Below are 19,494 nucleotides of genomic sequence, written 5' to 3' on the forward strand. Positions count from 1 at the left end.
TGATCCTTGACCCGCAGGTGATCTTTCGGCAGCCGCGAACGGGCAATACGTCATCTGTCGTATTTCTGCTTCGAGTGGAGCAGTCTCCGGGTGCCAGCGCGCTCGGTTGACCGCTCGGCGATGAAGAATGTCCGTGTTGAAGTGACGACTATCCCAGCAGGTACCTCGCCGCACCGGTCGAGGCGATGCCCAGCAGCACTGTCGGCAGCATCGACAGGCGGGTTGCGCAAAGCACCGTAACTGCGAGGCCGAGGAGGTCGGCGGGGCGGTCGGCGACGAAGGCGGGGGCGATGACAGAGATGAGGACGCAGCCGGGTGCGGCCTCCATGACAGCGGTGGCGCGGGCGCTGAGGGTGCGGTTGCGCAGGAGCACGTAGCCGCCGACACGGGTGAAATAGGTGACGGCGGCCATCAGCAGGATGGTCACGAGGTTCAGAAGATCGATCATGCGTCACCTGCGAGGTAGTAGGCGGCGGCCAGGCCGGAGGCGGCGCCGGCGGCGATGAACCAGGCGCCGGGCAGCACGAGGTGGGTGACGGCTGCGACCACGAGGCTGACCAGCCAGGGGCGAGCCGCAGCCGCCGTCGTCCACATGCCGCGCATCAGCACGAGGAACACGGCGGGAAACGCCATGTCGAAGCCGAGCGCGTCGATGTCGCCCATGACAGGGCCGAGCAAGGCGCCTGCGGTGGTGAAGGCAACCCAGGCGACATAGACCGCGAGCGACGCGCCCATGTAGTAGGGCAGGCTGAAGGCAGGCAGCGACGTGCCGGTGGCGGCGCGTTCCTTGCTGTCTGCGAGCGACATTGCCCAGCTTTCGTCGCACATGAAAAACAGCGAGGCGAAGGCCTTGCGTTTCGAAAGGTGCCGTAGATAGGGCGCGAGCGCCGCCCCCATCAGCAGGTGGCGACTGTTGACCAGGAGCGTGACGGCGACGATCAGCAGGATGTGGGGCGGCGAACTCCAAAGCTGGATGGCCGCGAACTCCGAGCCGCCGGCGAAGTTTAGCCCGGTCATCAATGGCACTTCGAGGCCGCTCAGGCTCTTGCGCGCCGCCTGCGCGCCGAGAACCAGGCCGTAGGGCACGATGCCGAGCAACACGGGCATGCAGGCGGCGATGCCGCGCCGGAACTCCGATCCGGTGGTGGCGCCGGCATTTGCCGCCAGCGCGGGGGCTTGGATGATGGTCATGCGACAGCGTCGGCGCGCCGGCGGCGCGCGCGTCCTTCGGTTCGTTGAGGGCGGTTCGTTGCGGGATCGATGGCTGAATGAGTATGCTGATTTCGTCGCAATCGGGTTGCGAATATGGCAGCGAAATGAGAAAAATTGGCAGAATGGACCAAGATGTACTTTCGGGATGAAATCTGATGCCAATCCAGCTCGATGATATCGACCGACGCATCCTGCGTGCCCTGCAGCGCAACGGGCGGCTGCCCAACAATGAACTGGCGCGCGAGGTCGGGCTGTCGCCGTCGCCCTGCCTGCGGCGGGTCAAGCTGCTGGAGGATGCAGGGGTGATCGACCGCTATGTTGCACTGGTCAATCCGAGCAAGATCGGCAAGGGGCAGACCTTCTTCACCCGCATCTGGCTGCAGGCGCAGGATGAGGACACGATCGAGCACTTCGCCCGCGAGATTTCGCGCTTTCCCCAGGTGCTGGAATGTTACCTGATGCTGGGCGACTGCGACGCCATGGTGCGCATCGTTGCCGCCGACATCGACGAATATCGCCGCTTCCAGTCGGAACATCTGAGCCGCATCAAGGGCGTGCAGAACGTCAAGACCGACGTGCCGAGCCAGATCATCAAGCGGACGTCGGAACTGCCGCTATGAGATTCAGGTGAGGCCGGTCTGACTTGGAATCTCGGCGGTGTGCCAGGCAAAGAAAAAGCCCGCCTGATGGCGGGCTCTTGATGATGACGGTCGAAACCCGACTATCCCCTCAGTTCGCGCCTGAGAATCTTGCCGACATTGGTCTTCGGCAGTTCGGTGCGGAACTCGATGTATTTCGGGCGCTTGTAGCCGGTGAGGTTTTCGCGGCAGTAGGCGAGCAGGGTCTCGGCCGACAGGTCGGGATCCTTGCGCACGACGAACAGCTTGGGCACTTCGCCCGAATGCTCGTCCGGCACGCCGATGGCTGCGACCTCGAGCACGCCGGGGTGCTGGGCGACGACGTCCTCAAGTTCGTTCGGATAGACGTTGAAGCCCGAGACCAGGATCATGTCCTTCTTGCGGTCGACGATCTTGGTGTAGCCGGTCTCGTCCATGAAGCCCATGTCGCCCGACTTGAAGTAGCCGTCGGAGGTCATGACCTTGGCGGTTTCGTCCGCGCGGTTCCAGTAGCCTGCCATGACCTGCGGGCCCTTGATGCAGATCTCGCCGACCTCGCCGAGCGCAACATCCCTGCCGTCCTCGTCGCGGATGGCGATGTCGGTGGAGGGCAGGGGCAGGCCGATGGTGCCGGTGAAGTCGGGCGACGAGCACTTGTTGGCGGTCGCCACAGGCGAGGTTTCCGACAGGCCGTAGCCCTCAGTGATGTGGTTGCCGGTGAGCTTCTTCCAGCGCTCGGCCACGGCCCGCTGCACGGCCATGCCGCCGCCGAGCGACAGGATCAGGCCCGAGAAGTCGAGCTTGCGGAAGTCCTCGTTGTTGCACAGCGCGTTGAACAGCGTGTTGAGGCCCGGGAAGATGTTGAAGTTGAACTTCTTCAGCTCCTTGACGAAGCCGGGGATGTCGCGCGGGTTGGGGATGAGCACGTTGAGCGCCCCTTGCTGCATGCCCATCAGCGCGTTCACCGTGAGTGCGAAGATATGGTAGAGCGGCAGCGCGCAGATGAAGGTCAGATGCGGCGGCTTGGGCCGAACCGTGTAGGCATCTTCCACCCACAGCGCCAGCTGGGCGACGTTGGCGAGCACGTTGGAGTGGATCAGCATCGCGCCCTTGGAGACGCCTGTCGTGCCGCCGGTATATTGCAGGAAGGCGATGTCGGTGGCGGCGACCTCGACGGGCTTCAGCTGCCTGGCCTGGCCTTCGTGCAGGGCGGCCATGAACTTGACGTGGCCCGGCAGCGACCAGGCCGGCACCAGCTTCTTGACCTTGCGCACCACCAGGTTGACCAGGATGCCCTTGACGCCGAGCATCTCGCCCATCGAGGCGACGACGACATGCTTGACATTGGTCTTGGCGACGACCGCCTGCAGCGTGGTGGCGAAGTTCTCGAGGATAACGATTGCCTCGGCGCCCGAATCCTTGAGCTGGTGCTCGAGTTCGCGCGGCGTATAGAGCGGGTTGACGTTGACCACCGTGTAGCCGGCGCGCAGCACCGCCATCATCGCGACGGGATATTGCAGCACGTTGGGCATCATGATCGCGACGCGCGCGCCCTTGGCGAGGCCCTTCGACTGGAGCCAGGCGGCAAAGGCGGTCGACATGCGGTCGAGCTCGCCATAGGTCAGTGACTTGCCCATGCACGAGAACGCCGGCCGGCCGGCATATTGGTGGCAGGCAGCGGCGAGCAGGTCGCCGATCGACTGATGGGCCAGCGGCGCGATCTCGCTCGCCATGTTGGCGGGGTAGCTCTTGAGCCAAGGCTTTGGGTCGGCCTTGGCGGCCGGCTTGGCCAATGTGGCTGCGGTGGGTTTGGCTGCCGAGCCGTTCATCTTGGCCGGTGTGATTGCGGCCAGCGCGGCGGGGGCGGCTTTCGCCGGGGATGCAGCCTTTTTGGCAGCCGGCTTCTTCGCTGCAGGTTTGGCCTCGGCCTTTGCCGGAGCGGCGACCTTTGCGGGCGCGGCCGGCTTCAGTTCTTTCGCCGCAGGAGCCTTTGTTGCTGATGCCGCGACCTTGGCCGCTTTGGTGGCGGATTTCGCTGCAGGAGCAACAGTGTTCTTTGCCGGACTCTTTGCTGCTGCGGGCTTGGCGGCGGCAGGAGCAGCAGTGCTCTTCGCTGGTGCAGGCTTCGGGGCAGTCTTTGCAGCAGGCTTTGCTTCAGCGGCTTTGGCAGGCGCAGCCTTTGCCGGCTTGGCCGCGGTGACCTTGGCTTCAGTCTTTGGAGCAGGCGCCTTGGGCGCTGCGGCCTTCGCTCCCGTAGCCTTCGCGGCGGCTTTGGCCGGGGCCTTTTCGGCGACAGGCTTTGCAGCCGGCTTGGCGACGGCCTTCGGAGCGGCCTTGGTCTCCGTTTTGGCTGTTTCGGCCGGCTTGGCCGCCGCTTTCGTAGCGGTGGTCTTTGGGGTGCTCGCCTTGCCCGACGATTTTGCCAATTGCGCCTCCCTGGCTGTTCTTGTGTTTCCGGCCTGATGGTCGCCGGTTTTTCGGAGCCCCCTTTTGGTCGCAGCGCTTCAAGAACAGTGCCGCGTTGGGGCATGTTGTAGATTGTTTGTATTGCCAGCTGACGTTAACGGCAAGTATCACCCAGCGTCAGCTTTCCCGATGAAATCTAGAATGTTGAAAACGGCCCCGTCGACCGCCGTTGGTTGTGAATTGTCGCGGTCGGATTTGATTAAGCATGCTCTTGTGAAAGCGCGGCCGAAGTCGAACGCGGGCAAAGCACAATCAATGCTGCAATATACGACTATGGCGAAGCCGGTTGTGGGTAAATTATTCTGCTTACCAAACGGCAGGTAGGTGGGGAGTTCCAAAGCTGAATGAACGGTGCTTATATGCGCGCCTGCGAGCCTGTCAGGTAGGGGCTTGGGAAATCATTAGGGAGTGTTCAATGATTAAAAAAACGACCTTTGCGGCCGCGTTGCTGGCTGCAACCGTCCTGAGCGGTGCGGCGAGCGCTAAGACGTTCGTTTACTGCTCGGAAGGTTCGCCGGAGGGCTTCGATCCGGGTCTGTACACCGCCGGTACGACGTTCGACGCGTCTGCGCACACCGTCTACAACCGCCTGCTCGAGTTCAAGAAGGGCACCACCGAGACCGAGCCGGGCCTGGCCGAAAGCTGGACGATTTCCGACGATGGCCTGGAGTACACCTTCAAGCTGCGTCCGGGCGTCAAGTTCCAGACCACCGAGTTCTTCACGCCTTCGCGTGAGCTGAACGCCGACGACGTCGTCTTCTCCTATGAGCGCCAGCTCAAGGCCGACAATCCCTGGAACAAGTACGTGACCGGCGCTTCGTGGGAATACGCAGCCGGCATGGGCTTCCCGGAAGTCATCAAGTCGGTCGAGAAGGTCGACGACATGACCGTCAAGTTCGTGCTGACCCGCAAGGAAGCACCGTTCCTGGCCAACATCGCCATGCCGTTCGCTTCGATCATGTCGAAGGAATATGCCGACAAGCTGCAGGCCGATGGCAAGATGAACCAGCTGAACCAGATGCCGCTCGGCACCGGTCCGTTCAGCTTCGTCGCCTACCAGCAGGACGCCATCATCCGCTACAAGGCCAACCCGGATTACTGGGGCGGCAAGCAGAAGATCGACGACCTCGTCTTCGCGATCACCCCTGACGCATCGGTTCGTTTCCAGAAGCTGAAGGCCGGCGAATGCCACCTGATGCCGTTCCCGAACGCTGCCGACGTCGCTGCGATGAAGGCTGACTCGAACCTGAAGGTGATGGAGCAGGAAGGCCTGAACGTCTCGTACCTGGCCTACAACACCACCCAGGCTCCGTTCGACAAGGTTGAGGTCCGCAAGGCTCTGAACCAGGCCATCAACAAGCAGGCCATCGTCGACGCCGTGTTCCAGGGTGCAGCTACCCCTGCAACCAACCCGATCCCGCCGACCATGTGGTCGTACAACAAGGCCGTCGAAGACGACAAGTACGATCCGGAAGCAGCGAAGAAGGGTCTTGAAGCCGCTGGCGTCAAGGATCTCAAGATGAAGGTATGGGCGATGCCGGTTTCGCGTCCCTACATGCTCAACGCCCGCCGCGCTGCCGAGTTGATCCAGTCCGATTTCGCCAAGGTTGGCGTCACGGTCGAGATCGTCTCCTACGAGTGGGCCGAGTACCTCGACAAGTCGAAGGCCAAGGATCGTGACGGCGCCGTCATCCTCGGCTGGACCGGCGACAATGGTGATCCGGACAACTTCCTCGACACCCTGCTCGGCTGCACGGCCGTTGGCGGCAACAACCGCGCTCAGTGGTGCGACAAGGACTTCGACGCTCTGGTGAAGAAGGCCAAGGACACCACCGACGTAGCTGAGCGCACCAAGCTCTACGAAGAGGCCCAGGTCGTGTTCAAGAAGCAGGCCCCTTGGGCGACCCTCGACCACTCGCTGTCGGTTGTGCCGATGCGCAAGGGCGTTGAAGGCTTCGTTCAGAGCCCGCTCGGCGACTTCGCCTTCGACGGTGTTGACATCACGGAGTAAGGTTGCCTAAACAAGGCCAACCTGGGTTGGGGCGCTTGGATGACAAGCGCCCCAATGCACATTTTGTGCTACCCTTACCTTTCTCGGAACATTCACTTAAAGGTTCGACATGCTCCGGTTCCTGTTGGGACGGCTAGCCGTCCTCATCCCGACATTCGTCGGGGTTTCCATCATTGCATTCTCATTCATCCGGCTTCTTCCCGGCGATCCCGTAGCCCTCCTTTCGGGCGAACGTGTCATGTCTCCCGAGCGCCACGCGGAAATCTCTGCCCAGCTCGGCTTCGACCGGCCCATCGTCGTCCAGTATCTCGACTATCTCTGGGGTGTCGTACAAGGCGACTTCGGCACCTCGATCGTCACCAAGCGGCCTGTCATCGACCAGTTCTTCGAGCTGTTCCCGGCGACCGTCGAGCTTTCGCTCTGCGCCATCATCTTTGCTGTCGTGCTCGGCATTCCCGCCGGCATGATCGCCGCCATCAAGCGCGGTTCCTTCGCCGACCAGGCGATGATGGGCACCGCACTCGTCGGCTTCTCGATGCCGATCTTCTGGTGGGGCCTGCTGCTGATCATGCTTGTTTCCGGCATGCTGGGGTGGACACCCGTCTCCGGCCGCATCTCGCTGATGTTCTATTTCCCGCCCGTCACCGGGTTCATGCTGATCGACTCGCTGTTGTCCGGCCAGGCCGGCGCGTTCAAATCGGCCGTCAGCCACCTGATCCTGCCGACGATCGTTTTGGGCACCATTCCGCTGGCCGTCATTGCGCGCCAGACGCGTTCGGCGATGCTCGAAGTGCTGTCGGAAGACTATGTGCGCACCGCGCGCGCCAAGGGCCTGTCGACCTTCCGTGTCGTCGGCATCCATGCGCTGCGCAACGCCATGATCCCGGTGGTCACCACTGTCGGCCTGCAGGTGGGTGTCATGCTCGCCGGCGCGATCCTGACCGAGACGATCTTCTCCTGGCCGGGCATCGGCAAGTGGATGGTCGATTCCGTATCGCGGCGCGACTACGCCGTCATCCAGGGTGGTCTTCTGCTGATCGCCGCCGTCATCATGTTGGTGAACCTCGCGGTCGACCTGCTGTACGGCCTCATCAATCCGCGTATCCGGCACTAGGAGGGCGTCATGTCTCAAGCTGCTGCAACCAGCGCCGTTTCGACTGACCCGTCCCGCAGGGCGCGTCTGGCCGAATTCTGGTACTATTTTTCCGAAAACCGCGGCGCCGTTATCGGCCTCGTGTTCTTCATCTTCCTGGTGCTTCTGGCGATCTTCGCGCCGCTGATCGCGCCGCACGATCCGACCCAGCAATACCGCGACGCGGTTCTGGTTCCGCCGTTCTGGCAGGAAGGCGGCCGCACCGACTTCCTGCTCGGCACCGACGCCGTCGGCCGCGACATGCTTTCGCGCCTGATCTTCGGCACCCAGTTCTCGCTGTTTGTCGGCGTCATCGTGACCACGCTGTCGCTCGTCGTCGGCGTCATCTTCGGTGTCATCGCCGGCTATTTCCGCGGCTGGGTCGACACGGCCATCATGCGCGTCATGGACATCATCCTGGCCTTCCCGTCGCTGCTGCTGGCCCTTGTGCTGGTCGCCATCCTCGGGCCTGGCCTGGTCAACGCGATGATCGCCATCTCGCTGGTCTACCAGCCGCATTTCGTGCGCCTGGCGCGCGCCGCGGTGATGAGCGAAAAGACCCGCGACTATGTCGTTGCCGCCAAGGTGGCGGGCGCAGGCAACATGCGCCTGATGTTCAAGACGATCCTGCCGAACTGCATGGCGCCCCTGATCGTCCAGGCGACCCTGTCGTTTTCGAGCGCTATTCTGGACGCCGCCGCACTCGGCTTCCTCGGCATGGGCGCACAGCCACCGACGCCGGAATGGGGCACGATGCTGGCCGAGGCCCGCGAGTTCATCCAGAGCAAGTGGTGGGTGGTGACGCTTCCGGGCGTGGCGATCCTGATCACAGTGCTGGCGATCAACCTGATGGGCGATGGCTTGCGCGACGCGCTCGACCCGAAGCTGAAGAGGTCCTGAGATGGCGCTTCTTGAAATCGAAAACCTGGTCGTCGAGTTCCAGACGGCCAGCGGCCCGTTCCGGGCAGTCAACGGCGTGTCGATGAAGGTGCACGAGGGGGAGGTTCTCGCCATCGTCGGCGAGTCCGGTTCGGGCAAGTCGGTGTCGATGCTGGCAGCGATGGGCCTGCTGCCCTGGACGGCCAACGTCACGGCCGACAAGCTGACCTTCAATGGCCGCGACCTGCTGTCGATGCCACCAGCCGAACGGCGCCAGATCATCGGCAAGGACATTGCCATGATCTTCCAGGAGCCCGTGGCGAGCCTCAATCCGTGCTTCACCGTCGGCTTCCAGATCGAGGAAGTGCTGCGTGTGCATCTGGGCCTCGACAAGGCCGCGCGCCGCAAGCGCGCGATCGAACTGTTCGATGCTGTCGGCATTCCCGACCCGGCCGAGCGTCTCGGCTCCTATCCGCACCAGATGTCGGGCGGCCAGTGTCAGCGCGTGATGATCGCGATCGCGATTGCCTGCAATCCGAAGCTGCTTATCGCCGACGAGCCGACCACGGCTCTCGACGTGACGATCCAGAAGCAGATCCTCGACCTGCTGATGAAGCTGCAGGCCGACCATGGCATGGGCCTTATCATGATCACCCACAACATGGGCGTCGTGGCCGAGACTGCCGACCGCGTGGTCGTGCAGTACAAGGGCCGCAAGATGGAAGAAGCCGACGTGCTGACGCTGTTCGAGAATCCGAAGAGCAACTACACGCGCGCTCTGCTCGCCGCCTTGCCTGACAACGCGACCGGCGACCGTCTGCCGACGATCTCCGAGCTGTTTGTCGACGACCAGATGGAAGGGGCAGCACGATGAGCGTCATTCTCGAAGCACGCAACATCGTGCGCGACTATCATGTGCCGGGCAGCCTGCTGAAAAAGGCCAAGACCGTGCACGCGGTCAAGGGCGTGAGCTTCAGCGTCGAGCAGGGCAAGACGCTTGCCATCGTCGGCGAAAGCGGCTGCGGCAAGTCCACGCTCGGCCGCATCCTGACGCTGATCGACCCGGCGACGTCGGGCGACCTGCTGATCGAAGGCAAGAAGATCGACATCGCCAAGGGCGACATGACGGCGGAGATGCGCCGCAAGGTGCAGATCGTCTTCCAGAACCCCTATGGCTCGCTCAACCCGCGCCAGAAGATCGGCGACATTCTCACCGAACCGCTGGTCATCAACACCAACACCCCTGCCGACGAACGTCGCGACCGGGCGATGACGCTGTTGAAGAAGGTTGGCCTCGAGGAGAAGCACTACAACCGCTACCCGCACATGTTTTCGGGCGGCCAGCGCCAGCGCATCGCCATCGCGCGCGCGCTGATGCTGAACCCGAAGCTTCTGGTACTGGACGAGCCGGTCTCGGCGCTCGACCTGTCGGTGCAGGCACAGGTGCTGAACCTGCTTGCCGACCTGCAGGACGAGTTCAAGCTGACCTACGTCTTCATCAGCCACGACCTCAGCGTCGTGCGTTACATCGCCGACGATGTGATGGTGATGTATTTCGGCGAGGCGGTCGAATATGGCAGCCGCGACGAGGTGTTTGCCGATCCCAAGCACAGTTACACCAAGACCCTGTTTGCCGCGACGCCGCGCGCCGATGTCGAAAGCATCCGCGCCCGCCTCGCCAGGAAGAAGGCTGCCTGACGGCACCCATCTTCCACTGACGGCTTGATGCATCGGCCCGGAGATCGATTTCGATTTCCGGGCCGATGCATTTTCAGCGGCGCGTGACGCGCTGTTGTTTGCACAATGAGCACAATGTTTTGGGCCACGGCCCCAAAACGCCAATTTCGTCTCTCGCAAAAGCTCTGGCGCCGATCATAATCCGCGGCATCGATTTGAAGGATCGGCCCTGATGCCGGGCCTGATGCATGGAGGCGGATATGGCGGGTTTTGATATTTCCAGGCGCAAGCTTTTGGCGGGGTCGGCGTTTCTCCTGGCCTCGACGGCCCTGCCGTCGATCGGCTGGAGCCAAGCGAAAAAGGGTGGACGGCTGGTTGTCGCCGCCGATTCCGAGCCGCGTAACCTCAATCCGGCCATCGTTGCCTCCAACGGCGTGTTCTTCGTGTCGAGCAAGGTGATCGAACCGCTTGCAGAAGCCTCGTTCGACGGCGAGGGCGGGCTCGCGCCACGGCTGGCGACGAGTTGGGAAGGCTCCGTGGACGGCCTGTCGGTAACCTTCAAGCTGCGCGAGGGTGTGACCTGGCACGACGGCAAGCCGTTCACCTCGGCCGACGTGGCGTTCTCGGCGCTCAACATATGGAAGCCGTTGCAGAATCTCGGTCGCGTCGTGTTCAAGAACCTGGAGGCGGTCGAGACGCCTGATGCGCACACGGCCGTCTTCAAGTTCTCCAAGCCGACGCCGCTGCAACTGATCCGCAACGCGCTGCCGGCGCTGACGTCGGTGGTGCCAAAGCACATCTACGAAGGCAGCGATATCGCCGCGAACCCCGCCAACAACGCGCCTGTCGGCACGGGCCCGTTCACGTTCGCCGAGCACAAGCCGGGAGAATATTACCGGCTCGCTCGCAACGACAAATATTGGGGCGAGAACGAGCCCGCGCTCGACGAGATCATCTATCGTGTGCTGCCCGACCGGGCAGCGGCGGCCGGCGCGCTGGAGGCCGAAGAGATCCAGCTCGCGGCCTTCTCGGCCGTGCCCTTGGCCGACCTCGAACGCATCTCCAAGGTGCCTGGCATCAAGGTGATATCAGAAGGCTATGAAGCGCTGACTTACCAACTGGTGGTCGAGATCAATCATCGCCGCAAGGAACTGGCAGACCTCAAGGTGCGCCAGGCGATCGCGCATACCATCGACAGGGACTTCGTCGTCAAGACGGTGTTCTTGGGTTACGCCAAGCCGGCGACCGGCATCGTGCCGCAGAATGACAAGCAGTTCTACACGCCCGACGTTGCGACCTACGGCTTCGACGTCGCCAAGGCAAATGCACTGCTGGACGAAGCCGGTTACGCCAGGAAGGACGACGGCAAGCGTTTTGCCCTGAAGCTTCTGCCGGCGCCCTATTTCAACGAGACCAAACAGTTTGGCGATTATCTGCGCCAGGCGCTGGCCGCAGTCGGCATCGAAGCCGAGATCGTCAACAATGACTCGGCCGCGCATCAGAAAGCCGTCTACACCGACCATGCCTTCGACATCGCCATTGCGCCGCCGGTGTTCCGCGGCGACCCGGCGATCTCGACCACCATCCTGGTACAGTCGGGTATCCCCGACGGCGTGCCGTTCTCCAACCAGGGCGGCTACAAGAACGACGAGCTCGACGCGCTGATCGCCAAGGCGGCGGAGACGCTGGATCCCGCGGCGCGCATCGAGCTCTACAAGGAGTTCCAGAAGAAGGTGGCGGCCGATCTGCCGCTGATCAACGTCGCCGAATGGGGCTTCATCACGGTGGCGCGTGACACGGTCAAGAACGTGTCGAATAACCCGCGCTGGGCGGTTTCGAACTGGGCGGACACCTATGTCGAAACGTGACATCATCGCCTGAGCTGGGATGATGATCCGTTACTGAGTATGCCTCTGGACGTAGCAGTGCCTGAACATGCCCTCAACCCTTACCTCTCCCCACAAGGGGGAGGGGGATTTGATGTCGTGCGCCCTCCAGTTGCGCTCCCTTCGTTTGGGCTGCTCGCTTTGACAGAGGTGGTAGCGCCGGAATTCCCCTCCCCCTTTTGGGGAGGGGCTAGGGGTGGGGGTAACTGCCGTGCTCCGACAACCTCCACCCGCACTCGGCAACTCCTCCCCACAAGGGGAGGGTAGGCAGATGAACCGCGCCTGGCGCCTGCTGAAACGCCGGCTGGTCGGCAGCATTCCGGTGCTGCTGATCGTGGTCATAGGCTCGTTCCTGCTGCTCGAAGCCGCCCCCGGCGACGCGGTCGACGCCTATGTCGCTTCGGTCGGCGGCGATGCCGGCATGATCGAGGCGCTGCGGCAGAGCTGGGGGCTGGATGCCTCGCCGATGACGCGGCTTGTCGCCTATCTCTGGGCGCTGTTGCATCTCGATCTCGGCCATTCGGTCGCCTTCTCCCGGCCGGTGCTGGATGTCGTTCTGGAGCGGCTCCCGAACACGCTGCTCTTGATGGGGGCGGCAACCGCGTTGTCCTTCGCGCTTGGAACAGCGCTCGGCATCATAGCGGGGGCGCGGCCCGGCAGCGCCCGCGACCGCTTCCTGTCGATCGGCTCGCTGGCGCTCTACGCCGTGCCCGGCTTCTGGCTGGCGCTGGTGCTGACCATCGTCTTTTCGGTCGAGCTGCGCTGGCTGCCACTTTCGGGCATGGAGACCATTGCATCAGGCAAGACCGGCCATGCCCGGGCGCTCGACATCGCCTGGCACATGGTGCTGCCGGTAACGAGCCTCGGCCTGATCTATCTTGCGCTCTATCTCCGCATGATGCGGGCGTGCATGGCCGAGGTCTGGCGCATGGATTTTACCCTGGCGGCCCGTGCGCGCGGCATTCCGAGGCGGCGTATCGTGATGAGCCATGTCGCCCGCAACGCGCTGTTACCGCTGGTCACCATGCTGGGCCTGCAGTCGGCACAGATGCTGGGCGGCAGCGTGGTGATCGAAAGCGTGTTTTCGGTGCCGGGCCTCGGCCGGCTGGCGCAGGAGGCGGTGGGGTCGCGCGACACGCCGCTGCTGATCGGCATCATTCTCGTCAGCGCCGTGTTGGTGATCGTCATCAACTTGCTGGTCGACATCGCCTATGCCGCGCTCGACCCGCGCGTCGGCGCCAGCGAGGCGAACGCATGAATCTCGGTCGCCTGTTGCGTTTGCCTGAGGCCGTTGCCGGCTTCGCCATCCTCGGTCTGCTTGCCGCTATGGCGCTGGCCGCCCCGTTGCTGTTCCCCGGCGATCCGCTGGCGATTGCCGGTCAGCCGCTGCTGCGGCCTTTCCAGGATTGGGCGCTGCCGCTCGGCACCGACCGTCTCGGCCGCGACGTGCTGGCGGGGCTGTTCCATGGTGCCCGCACGTCGCTGGCCGTTGGGCTCGCCGCCGCCGCTGCCTCGATCCTCGTCGGCAGCATCGTCGGTACGGTGGCGGGCTTTGCTGGTGGGCTGGTCGACGAGGTGCTGATGCGCATCACCGACGCCTTCCAGACGGTTCCGGGCTTCCTGCTGTCGCTGGCGCTGGTCAGCGTTGTCGGGGCGTCGCTTACAGTGGTGGTGGTCGCGATTGCACTCAGTGCCTGGACCGGACCGGCACGCATTGCCCGTGCCGAAGTGCTGTCGATCCGCGAGCGCGACTTTGTCGCCTCGGCACGGGTCATCGGCATGAACCCGGTCGAGATCGCCTTCCGCGAGGTGCTGCCCAATGCGTTGCCGCCTGTACTGGCGCTGTCGTCGGTAATCGTGGCCGCCGCCATCCTGACCGAGGCAGCGCTGTCCTTCCTCGGTCTCGGCGACCCCAACCGCGTGACCTGGGGTGGCATGATCGCGGAGGGCAGGGCGGTGCTGCGTTCGGCGCCTTACCTTTCCGTCATCCCCGGCATCGCATTGGTGCTGGCGGTGCTCGGCGTCTACCTCGCCGGCGAGGGCGTGGTCGAAAGCTCGGCGGCTCGGGAGGGGCAGGCATGACGCGGCTGTTGTCCCTGCGCGGACTTGGCGTGCGCTACAGGGGCGCTGCTACGCCCGCACTTGAAGACGTCGACCTTGATCTCGCAGCCGGCGAAAGGCTGGCGATCATCGGCGAAAGCGGTTCGGGCAAGAGCACGCTGGCGCGTGCCGTGGCCGGGCTGTTGCCGCAAACGGCCACACTTCAAGGCACGCTCGCGTGGCCGGGGCTTGATCAGCCGGCGCGCAATGGCGGCGACATCGGTTTCGTCTTCCAGGACCCGGCGTCGAGCCTCGACCCGGTCATGTCGGTCGGTGATCAGGTGGCCGAAGTGGCGCATGCCAATCTCGGCCTGAATTGGCGCGCCGCGCGCCGCTTGGCGGTCGAGTTGCTCGACCGGGTGCAACTGCCGGAGCCGGCGGTACTTGCGCATTCTTATCCGCACCAGCTCTCTGGCGGGCAGAAGCAGCGCGTGGCGATTGCGGCCGCGATTGCTGCGCGGCCACGACTTTTGATCGCCGACGAGGCGACGAGCGCGCTCGACACCATCGTGCAGGCCGAGATCGTGGCGCTGATCCGCGAGTTGGTGACTGAGGACGGCATGGCGCTGATCTTCGTCAGCCACGACATCGCACTCGCCGCCAACCATGCCGACCGCATCGCTGTCTTCCGCCATGGCCGCATGGTCGAGATGGCTATGACGGCGGAGTTGGTATCTCGGCCGAAGACCAACTACAGCCGTGCGCTGCTTGCCGCGCATCTCGGGCTCGATGCCCATGCCGAGGCACGGATATGAGCGCCTTGCTGCAGGTCGAGGGGCTGTCGAAACGTTACCGGCGCGGCGACAGGGATTTCGCTGCACTCGACGGCGTATCGTTCGACATAACAACCGGCGAGACGTTGGCGCTGGTCGGTCCATCGGGCTCGGGCAAATCGACGATCGCGCGCATACTGCTGAGACTGGTCGAGCCTGATGCAGGCCAAATCCGCTTTGATGGCGAGGACCTGCTCGGCCTCCGCGGAGAAGCCCTTCGCGCCGTCAGGCCGAAGCTGCAGATGGTGTTCCAGGACCCGCTTGCAGCCTTCAATCCGCGCGCCACGGTGGCGCGGCTGATCGACGATCCGTTGCGCATCCACGGCTTGGCCGGTCGCGCGCAGCGGCCTCGGGCAATCGCAGCGCTGCTCGCGCGTGTCGGGCTTTCGCCCGAACTCGCCGGTCGCCGGGTGCATGAGATCTCGGGCGGCCAGCGCCAGCGCGTGGCGATTGCCCGGGCGATTTCGGCAAGGCCCCGGCTGATCGTGCTCGACGAAGCGGTGGCGGCACTCGACGTGCTGGTGCGCGGCGATATCCTGCGGCTACTCAGGGAACTGCAGGCCGAAGAGGGCATCGCATACCTCTTCATCTCGCATGATCTGGGCGCGGTGCGCGCCATCGCCCATCGCATCGCCATCATGGATGCAGGCCGCATCGTCGAGCAGGGCGCGGCGGCTGCGGTGATTGCAGCGCCGGCCTCCGTTACCGGTAGGGCGCTGGTGGCGGCGACGCCGGAGCTGCCTGTTATCAAGGAGACTGCCTCGTGACCGAACATGCCATACGGGCCGAAAAGCTCGCCGCCGAACTCGACTCTGCCTTCCGCAATCGAGCCGACCTCTATCGGTTGATGCTCGCGGAACTGTCGGCCGAGCTTGGTGAGGCGAAGGCCGAGGAGCTGCTGGTGCGGGCGATCGAAAAGCGCGGCCGGGAAGTGGCGGAAGTTGCCTTTGCCCGGTTCGGTCCCAACGATGCCCGCGCCATCGGCGAGGCCTTTCTCGCCGTCAGCCCTGATGGCGGGCGCATGTATCCGACCGACGTCGAGCGCAGCGACACCCACATCGCCTTTAAGGTCAAGCGCTGCCCACTGAAGGACGCCTGGGTGGGGGCGGGCGTAGGCGACGGCACGCTGACGACGCTGTGCCGGATTGCCAGTGCGTTCGACCGCGGCCTGTTCGAGGCGACGGGCGTGCGTTTCGACAACGTCACCTGGACGCCCGGCCACGGCAACGGCTGCTGCCACATCTGTCTGACCGACCGCGACGCCTGAGATCATCTTTCGATGTCTGGGGGCGCTCGCCTGCGTGCAGAGTGGCCGGGCCTGCAACCGCGATGGACTTAGGCCGCTTGCTCGTGCGACGATTCCCTCGGTCGCGTTGAGTCGCGTCCGGCAGAAACGAGGAAATGCGATGTACAAATTCGAGGTCTACAAGGACAAGGGCGGCGAATTCCGGTTCCGCTTCAGGGCGTCCAACGGCGAAGTGATGTTCAGTTCGGAAGGCTATTCGGCCAAGGCATCGGCGCTGAAGGCAATCGAGTCGATCAAGAAGAATACGCCGGCTGCAACGGTGGAAGACCAGACCACGGCGGTCGCCTGATTGCATTTCCGGGGCGGGCCGCCTGCCGGCCCGCCGCCAGTTCCTGATTGGGCATGATCTTGTCCGACACCGGTGACCACTTTTCGGGATCGTGCCCTGCTCGTCGTTGAAACTGCGCATCGCGACCAGACGCGATCCGGCCGATGCGCCTGAACCTGGAGGGATCCCATGGGTATCGAAAGCCTGATCATCTTCCTGATTATCGGCGCCGTCGCCGGCTGGCTCGCCGGCCAACTGGTCAAGGGTTATGGCTTCGGCCTGATCGGCAATGTCGTTGTCGGCATTGTCGGCGCGCTCATCGCCGGCTGGCTGTTCCCTGCACTCGGCATCAGCCTGGGCTCGGGCATCATCGCAGCCATCATCCATGCCACCATAGGCGCCGTGATCTTGCTCGTACTGCTGAGGCTGGTGAAGCAAGCCTAGCTGTACGGCGAACGACAAAAACCCCGGCACAGGCCGGGGTTTTTCTTTAGTGCCGAGACACATGGCGTTGGCATCGACAACCGTGAAGGGCTATCCCGCCGGCACGGCCTCGGCTGTCGATGCAACATCTTTCCTGTCCTGATCGAACTGGGCAGCTCCGGTCAGCGGACCGAGCCAGTGCTCGCGCCGCTTGACCCAGAGTTCGTAGCTTGGCGCGAGGTCGGTTGGGACCTCGTCCAGGCTGCCGATCGGAACTTCCGCTTCGCCTGCGCTTAGCCACGCAACGCGGCCGCCGCAGGTCGTGCAGAAGCTGCGGGCGGCATAGGTGCTGGTGTAGCCGGTCTCCTGCTTGAAGGCTTCGATGGGCCACACGGCGTAAGCCGCATAGGGTGCGCCGCTGCTCTTTCGGCAGTCGGCGCAGTGGCAGATGCCGACGCGAAGCGGATTGCCGCAGACGCGAAAGGTGACACCGCGGCAAAGACAGCTTCCGGTTCGGACTTGCACTGCAGCAGGGTCCTGCATGGCCGGCCTCCCTTCGTGCGTAGAAACGTCGTGATCTGGCTGTTCGTTCCCGCTTGTGGTGAGAGGCCTGATGTTACTCGGGATAAGCACCCTGTTGGCGAACTGCTAGCTGCGAACGGGAAACTCGATCCGAACCTTGAGGCCGGGGCGGTTGTCGTCGAGCGTGAGTGCGGCACCGTGCAGGTCGGCGACGGCGCGCACCAGTGCCAGCCCCAGGCCGCTGCCCGGCGTGGTGCGGCTTTTCTCGGTGCGGTAGAGGCGCTGGAATACCTTGTCGCGTTCGGCCGGCGGAATGCCCGGGCCGTTGTCGCTGATTTCGGTGACGACAAGATTGCCGAGATTGGCGGCCGAAATGGCGATCCGCGTTCCCTCCGGGCAGTGGCGGATCGCGTTCTCGATCAGATTTGCGAACATCTGGACAAGGAGCTCGCGGTCGCCCGCTATCGCATGGAGATTCGACAGGCTGCCCTTGACCACAAGCGACTTGCGGTCGTCGTCGGCGACGTCGGCGTAGATTTCGGCCATCGAGCCCACAACCTCGCCGAGGTCGATTGCGGCGAAACGCGATTTGCGGGCTCCCGCCTCGATCTGGGCGATGCGCAGGAGAGCATCGAAGGTCTCGTTGATGCGGTCGCTCTCCACCCGGGCCTCGGCAAGTTCGTCGGTGACCGGCTTGCCCTTGTCGTTCTTGCCGATCGCCGTATCGATGGTCATCTTGAGACGGTTGAGCGGTGTCTTGAGATCGTGGGCGATGTCGCTGCTGACCTGCCGCATGCCCTCGACAAGTGCTGCCAGTCGTTCCAGCGCGCTGTTGACCTGAGACGAGACGGCATCGATGTCGTCGCCATTGCCGGTGAGCGGGATGCGCGCGCCGAGCTTGCCGTTGGAGACGTCGACCATGGTATCGGCGATGCTGTCGAGGCGCTTGCGGATGCGCGCCGCAAGCATGGCGCTGAGCGCAAAGGCAGTTACCGTGACGATAGCCAGCGCCCAGCCCATGCTCTTGAGCGCGATCAGCGCCAGCCGGTCGGTTTCGGCGAGGCTGAGGCCGATCGACAGCCAGTTGTCGTTCACCTTGCCCGAGACGACGCGGTAGTTGGCATTGCCGTCGACCCCGGCGTCTTCAGCCGAGAGCAGCGACAGTCCGCTTGAGGTCGGCGGCTTGGAGAAGTTGCCGGCAAGGCGCCGTCCGGACGGATCGAGCAGGACGAAGATGCGGTCCTCGCGCTTGCTGAGGCGCGAATAGGTGTCGACCGCGGCGACGATATCCTCGAGCTCGCGGTCGGTATCGGTGGCGGCGACGATGGCCCAGATCTCGCGTGCCGACTTGTCGAGTTCGGCCGTAAGTTCGGCCCGCATCAACTGATAGGCGACGAAGCCCATGGCCAAAAATGCGCTGACGAAAAGCGTGCCGAAGCCCAGCGCGAGGCGGAACGGCGTGCTGCGGAACAGGCTAGTGCGGAGCATGCAGGCTGTAGCCCGTATTGCGCACCGTATGCAGGAGCGGCGTGTCGAACGGGCGGTCGATCTTGGCGCGAAGCCGGCTCATATGCGTTTCGACGACACTGGTCTTGGGGTCGAAATGCAGGTCCCAGACGCGTTCGAGCAGCATGGTGCGGGTCAGCACCCTGCCTTCGTTGCGCATCAATATCTCGAGCAGGGTGAATTCGCGCGGCTGCAGGTCTATGGGCTGGCCGCGCCTGGTCACGCGTCGCTTGACGAGATCGAGCTCGAGGTCGGCAACCGCAAGCACCGTCTTCTGGTCCTGGACCGGGGGACGTCGCGACAGCGCATTGACCCGCGCCAGAAGCTCGGAGAAGGCGAAGGGCTTGACCAGATAGTCGTCGCCGCCGGCTTCCAGGCCTTCGACCCGGTCGTCGACACCACCTATGGAAGTGAGGAACAGCACCGGCGTCTTGACGTTCGCCGCCCTGAGCGCCTTGACTACCGACAGGCCGTCGAGATTGGGCACCATGCGGTCCATGACCAGAACGTCGTAGGATGTCCGCATTGCCTGGAACAGTGCGTCCTGTCCGTCGACGATGACGTCGCAGACATGTCCGGCCTCGGAAAAACCCCTCGCTGTGTAATCCGCGGTCTTGTTGTCGTCCTCAACGACAAGAATGCGCATGCTGCCTCGCCCCGTTGCGCGTTGCCTCGGCGCCGTTTCCGGCCGGCCGGTTGCCATGTGCCTTAATACC

The 19,494-nt window shown here is 63.9% G+C and carries 20 protein-coding genes; 14 read left to right on the forward strand and 6 right to left on the reverse strand.

Translation table 11 applies throughout. The features are described 5' to 3' along the window. Positions 1 to 148: 148 nt before the first annotated feature. Entirely contained in the window at positions 149 to 448 is a 300-nt protein-coding gene (locus B015_RS0104155) for an AzlD family protein (protein ID WP_018426404.1), read from the reverse strand. Further along, entirely contained in the window at positions 445 to 1,191 is a 747-nt protein-coding gene (locus tag B015_RS0104160; RefSeq protein WP_018426405.1) for an AzlC family ABC transporter permease, read from the reverse strand. Before B015_RS0104160 ends, B015_RS0104155 begins: the two co-directional genes overlap by 4 nt. 176 nt (positions 1,192 to 1,367) lie before the next feature. Here B015_RS0104160 and B015_RS0104165 point away from each other — a divergent pair, with 176 nt between their 5' ends. Further along, positions 1,368 to 1,832, forward strand: a complete 465-nt coding sequence (locus tag B015_RS0104165) for a winged helix-turn-helix transcriptional regulator (RefSeq protein ID WP_018426406.1) — start codon at positions 1,368 to 1,370, stop codon at positions 1,830 to 1,832. Positions 1,833 to 1,933: 101 nt separating this feature from the next. On the opposite strand, the gene B015_RS30410 is transcribed toward B015_RS0104165, so the two are convergent. Next, entirely contained in the window at positions 1,934 to 3,658 is a 1,725-nt protein-coding gene (locus B015_RS30410; RefSeq protein ID WP_210162991.1) for a long-chain fatty acid--CoA ligase, read from the reverse strand. 1,052 nt (positions 3,659 to 4,710) lie between these two features. Between B015_RS30410 and B015_RS0104175 the strand changes: the two genes are divergently transcribed. From B015_RS0104175 to B015_RS0104235, 13 genes are all read left to right on the forward strand, one after another. After that, positions 4,711 to 6,306: an ABC transporter substrate-binding protein gene (locus tag B015_RS0104175; RefSeq protein WP_018426408.1), complete on the forward strand. Its 1,596-nt coding sequence runs from the start codon at positions 4,711 to 4,713 to the stop codon at positions 6,304 to 6,306. A gap of 109 nt (positions 6,307 to 6,415) precedes the next feature. Further along, positions 6,416 to 7,420 (forward strand): ABC transporter permease subunit, encoded by a 1,005-nt coding sequence (locus B015_RS0104180; RefSeq protein ID WP_018426409.1) that lies wholly within the window; start codon positions 6,416 to 6,418, stop codon positions 7,418 to 7,420. A 9-nt stretch (positions 7,421 to 7,429) separates the two neighbouring features. Beyond that, positions 7,430 to 8,338, forward strand: a complete 909-nt coding sequence (locus tag B015_RS0104185; RefSeq protein ID WP_018426410.1) for an ABC transporter permease subunit — start codon at positions 7,430 to 7,432, stop codon at positions 8,336 to 8,338. A 1-nt stretch (position 8,339) separates the two neighbouring features. Continuing rightward, positions 8,340 to 9,191, forward strand: coding sequence for an ABC transporter ATP-binding protein (locus B015_RS30420; protein ID WP_018426411.1), 852 nt, complete (start codon positions 8,340 to 8,342; stop codon positions 9,189 to 9,191). Then, complete coding sequence (locus tag B015_RS0104195; RefSeq protein ID WP_018426412.1) at positions 9,188 to 10,015, forward strand: dipeptide ABC transporter ATP-binding protein; 828 nt, start codon at positions 9,188 to 9,190, stop codon at positions 10,013 to 10,015. Before B015_RS30420 ends, B015_RS0104195 begins: the two co-directional genes overlap by 4 nt. 239 nt (positions 10,016 to 10,254) lie before the next feature. After that, positions 10,255 to 11,862: an ABC transporter substrate-binding protein gene (locus B015_RS0104200; protein WP_026226868.1), complete on the forward strand. Its 1,608-nt coding sequence runs from the start codon at positions 10,255 to 10,257 to the stop codon at positions 11,860 to 11,862. 289 nt (positions 11,863 to 12,151) lie between these two features. Beyond that, positions 12,152 to 13,138, forward strand: coding sequence for an ABC transporter permease (locus B015_RS0104205; RefSeq protein WP_018426414.1), 987 nt, complete (start codon positions 12,152 to 12,154; stop codon positions 13,136 to 13,138). Then, complete coding sequence (locus B015_RS0104210) at positions 13,135 to 13,962, forward strand: ABC transporter permease (protein ID WP_018426415.1); 828 nt, start codon at positions 13,135 to 13,137, stop codon at positions 13,960 to 13,962. The genes B015_RS0104205 and B015_RS0104210 overlap by 4 nt, the downstream gene beginning before the upstream one ends. Further along, on the forward strand, positions 13,959 to 14,735 hold the full coding sequence (locus B015_RS0104215) for an ABC transporter ATP-binding protein (protein ID WP_018426416.1): 777 nt from the start codon (positions 13,959 to 13,961) through the stop codon (positions 14,733 to 14,735). Before B015_RS0104210 ends, B015_RS0104215 begins: the two co-directional genes overlap by 4 nt. Continuing rightward, complete coding sequence (locus B015_RS0104220; protein ID WP_018426417.1) at positions 14,732 to 15,520, forward strand: dipeptide/oligopeptide/nickel ABC transporter ATP-binding protein; 789 nt, start codon at positions 14,732 to 14,734, stop codon at positions 15,518 to 15,520. The genes B015_RS0104215 and B015_RS0104220 overlap by 4 nt, the downstream gene beginning before the upstream one ends. Continuing rightward, positions 15,517 to 16,020: an L-2-amino-thiazoline-4-carboxylic acid hydrolase gene (locus tag B015_RS0104225; protein ID WP_018426418.1), complete on the forward strand. Its 504-nt coding sequence runs from the start codon at positions 15,517 to 15,519 to the stop codon at positions 16,018 to 16,020. Before B015_RS0104220 ends, B015_RS0104225 begins: the two co-directional genes overlap by 4 nt. Before the next feature lie 139 nt (positions 16,021 to 16,159). Further along, the gene (locus B015_RS0104230) at positions 16,160 to 16,348 is read left to right on the forward strand and encodes a YegP family protein (RefSeq protein WP_018426419.1); all 189 of its coding nucleotides are present in this window, start codon (positions 16,160 to 16,162) and stop codon (positions 16,346 to 16,348) included. A 168-nt stretch (positions 16,349 to 16,516) separates the two neighbouring features. Continuing rightward, on the forward strand, positions 16,517 to 16,771 hold the full coding sequence (locus B015_RS0104235; RefSeq protein WP_018426420.1) for a GlsB/YeaQ/YmgE family stress response membrane protein: 255 nt from the start codon (positions 16,517 to 16,519) through the stop codon (positions 16,769 to 16,771). 90 nt (positions 16,772 to 16,861) lie between these two features. On the opposite strand, the gene B015_RS0104240 is transcribed toward B015_RS0104235, so the two are convergent. The 3 genes from B015_RS0104240 to B015_RS0104250 all read right to left on the reverse strand — a co-directional run bounded on the left by B015_RS0104240 (position 16,862) and on the right by B015_RS0104250 (position 19,424). Beyond that, on the reverse strand, positions 16,862 to 17,293 hold the full coding sequence (locus B015_RS0104240) for a GFA family protein (RefSeq protein ID WP_018426421.1): 432 nt from the start codon (positions 17,291 to 17,293) through the stop codon (positions 16,862 to 16,864). A gap of 105 nt (positions 17,294 to 17,398) precedes the next feature. Beyond that, positions 17,399 to 18,760, reverse strand: coding sequence for a HAMP domain-containing sensor histidine kinase (locus tag B015_RS0104245; RefSeq protein ID WP_018426422.1), 1,362 nt, complete (start codon positions 18,758 to 18,760; stop codon positions 17,399 to 17,401). Beyond that, positions 18,747 to 19,424, reverse strand: a complete 678-nt coding sequence (locus B015_RS0104250) for a response regulator transcription factor (protein ID WP_018426423.1) — start codon at positions 19,422 to 19,424, stop codon at positions 18,747 to 18,749. The genes B015_RS0104245 and B015_RS0104250 overlap by 14 nt, the downstream gene beginning before the upstream one ends. Positions 19,425 to 19,494: the final 70 nt, after the last annotated feature.

Source organism: Hoeflea sp. 108 (assembly GCF_000372965.1).
Taxonomy (GTDB): Bacteria; Pseudomonadota; Alphaproteobacteria; order Rhizobiales; family Rhizobiaceae; genus Aminobacter.

Excerpts from the sequence above, each read along its gene's own strand:
- B015_RS0104155 (WP_018426404.1), bottom strand. The coding sequence starts at position 448 with ATGATCGATCTTCTGAACCTCGTGACCATCCTGCTGATGGCCGCCGTC.
- B015_RS0104160 (WP_018426405.1), bottom strand. The coding sequence starts at position 1,191 with ATGACCATCATCCAAGCCCCCGCGCTGGCGGCAAATGCCGGCGCCACC.
- B015_RS0104165 (WP_018426406.1), top strand. The coding sequence starts at position 1,368 with ATGCCAATCCAGCTCGATGATATCGACCGACGCATCCTGCGTGCCCTG.
- B015_RS30410 (WP_210162991.1), bottom strand. The coding sequence starts at position 3,658 with ATGAACGGCTCGGCAGCCAAACCCACCGCAGCCACATTGGCCAAGCCG.
- B015_RS0104175 (WP_018426408.1), top strand. The coding sequence starts at position 4,711 with ATGATTAAAAAAACGACCTTTGCGGCCGCGTTGCTGGCTGCAACCGTC.
- B015_RS0104180 (WP_018426409.1), top strand. The coding sequence starts at position 6,416 with ATGCTCCGGTTCCTGTTGGGACGGCTAGCCGTCCTCATCCCGACATTC.
- B015_RS0104185 (WP_018426410.1), top strand. The coding sequence starts at position 7,430 with ATGTCTCAAGCTGCTGCAACCAGCGCCGTTTCGACTGACCCGTCCCGC.
- B015_RS30420 (WP_018426411.1), top strand. The coding sequence starts at position 8,340 with ATGGCGCTTCTTGAAATCGAAAACCTGGTCGTCGAGTTCCAGACGGCC.
- B015_RS0104195 (WP_018426412.1), top strand. The coding sequence starts at position 9,188 with ATGAGCGTCATTCTCGAAGCACGCAACATCGTGCGCGACTATCATGTG.
- B015_RS0104200 (WP_026226868.1), top strand. The coding sequence starts at position 10,255 with ATGGCGGGTTTTGATATTTCCAGGCGCAAGCTTTTGGCGGGGTCGGCG.
- B015_RS0104205 (WP_018426414.1), top strand. The coding sequence starts at position 12,152 with ATGAACCGCGCCTGGCGCCTGCTGAAACGCCGGCTGGTCGGCAGCATT.
- B015_RS0104210 (WP_018426415.1), top strand. The coding sequence starts at position 13,135 with ATGAATCTCGGTCGCCTGTTGCGTTTGCCTGAGGCCGTTGCCGGCTTC.
- B015_RS0104215 (WP_018426416.1), top strand. The coding sequence starts at position 13,959 with ATGACGCGGCTGTTGTCCCTGCGCGGACTTGGCGTGCGCTACAGGGGC.
- B015_RS0104220 (WP_018426417.1), top strand. The coding sequence starts at position 14,732 with ATGAGCGCCTTGCTGCAGGTCGAGGGGCTGTCGAAACGTTACCGGCGC.
- B015_RS0104230 (WP_018426419.1), top strand. The coding sequence starts at position 16,160 with ATGTACAAATTCGAGGTCTACAAGGACAAGGGCGGCGAATTCCGGTTC.
- B015_RS0104235 (WP_018426420.1), top strand. The coding sequence starts at position 16,517 with ATGGGTATCGAAAGCCTGATCATCTTCCTGATTATCGGCGCCGTCGCC.
- B015_RS0104240 (WP_018426421.1), bottom strand. The coding sequence starts at position 17,293 with ATGCAGGACCCTGCTGCAGTGCAAGTCCGAACCGGAAGCTGTCTTTGC.
- B015_RS0104245 (WP_018426422.1), bottom strand. The coding sequence starts at position 18,760 with ATGCTCCGCACTAGCCTGTTCCGCAGCACGCCGTTCCGCCTCGCGCTG.
- B015_RS0104250 (WP_018426423.1), bottom strand. The coding sequence starts at position 19,424 with ATGCGCATTCTTGTCGTTGAGGACGACAACAAGACCGCGGATTACACA.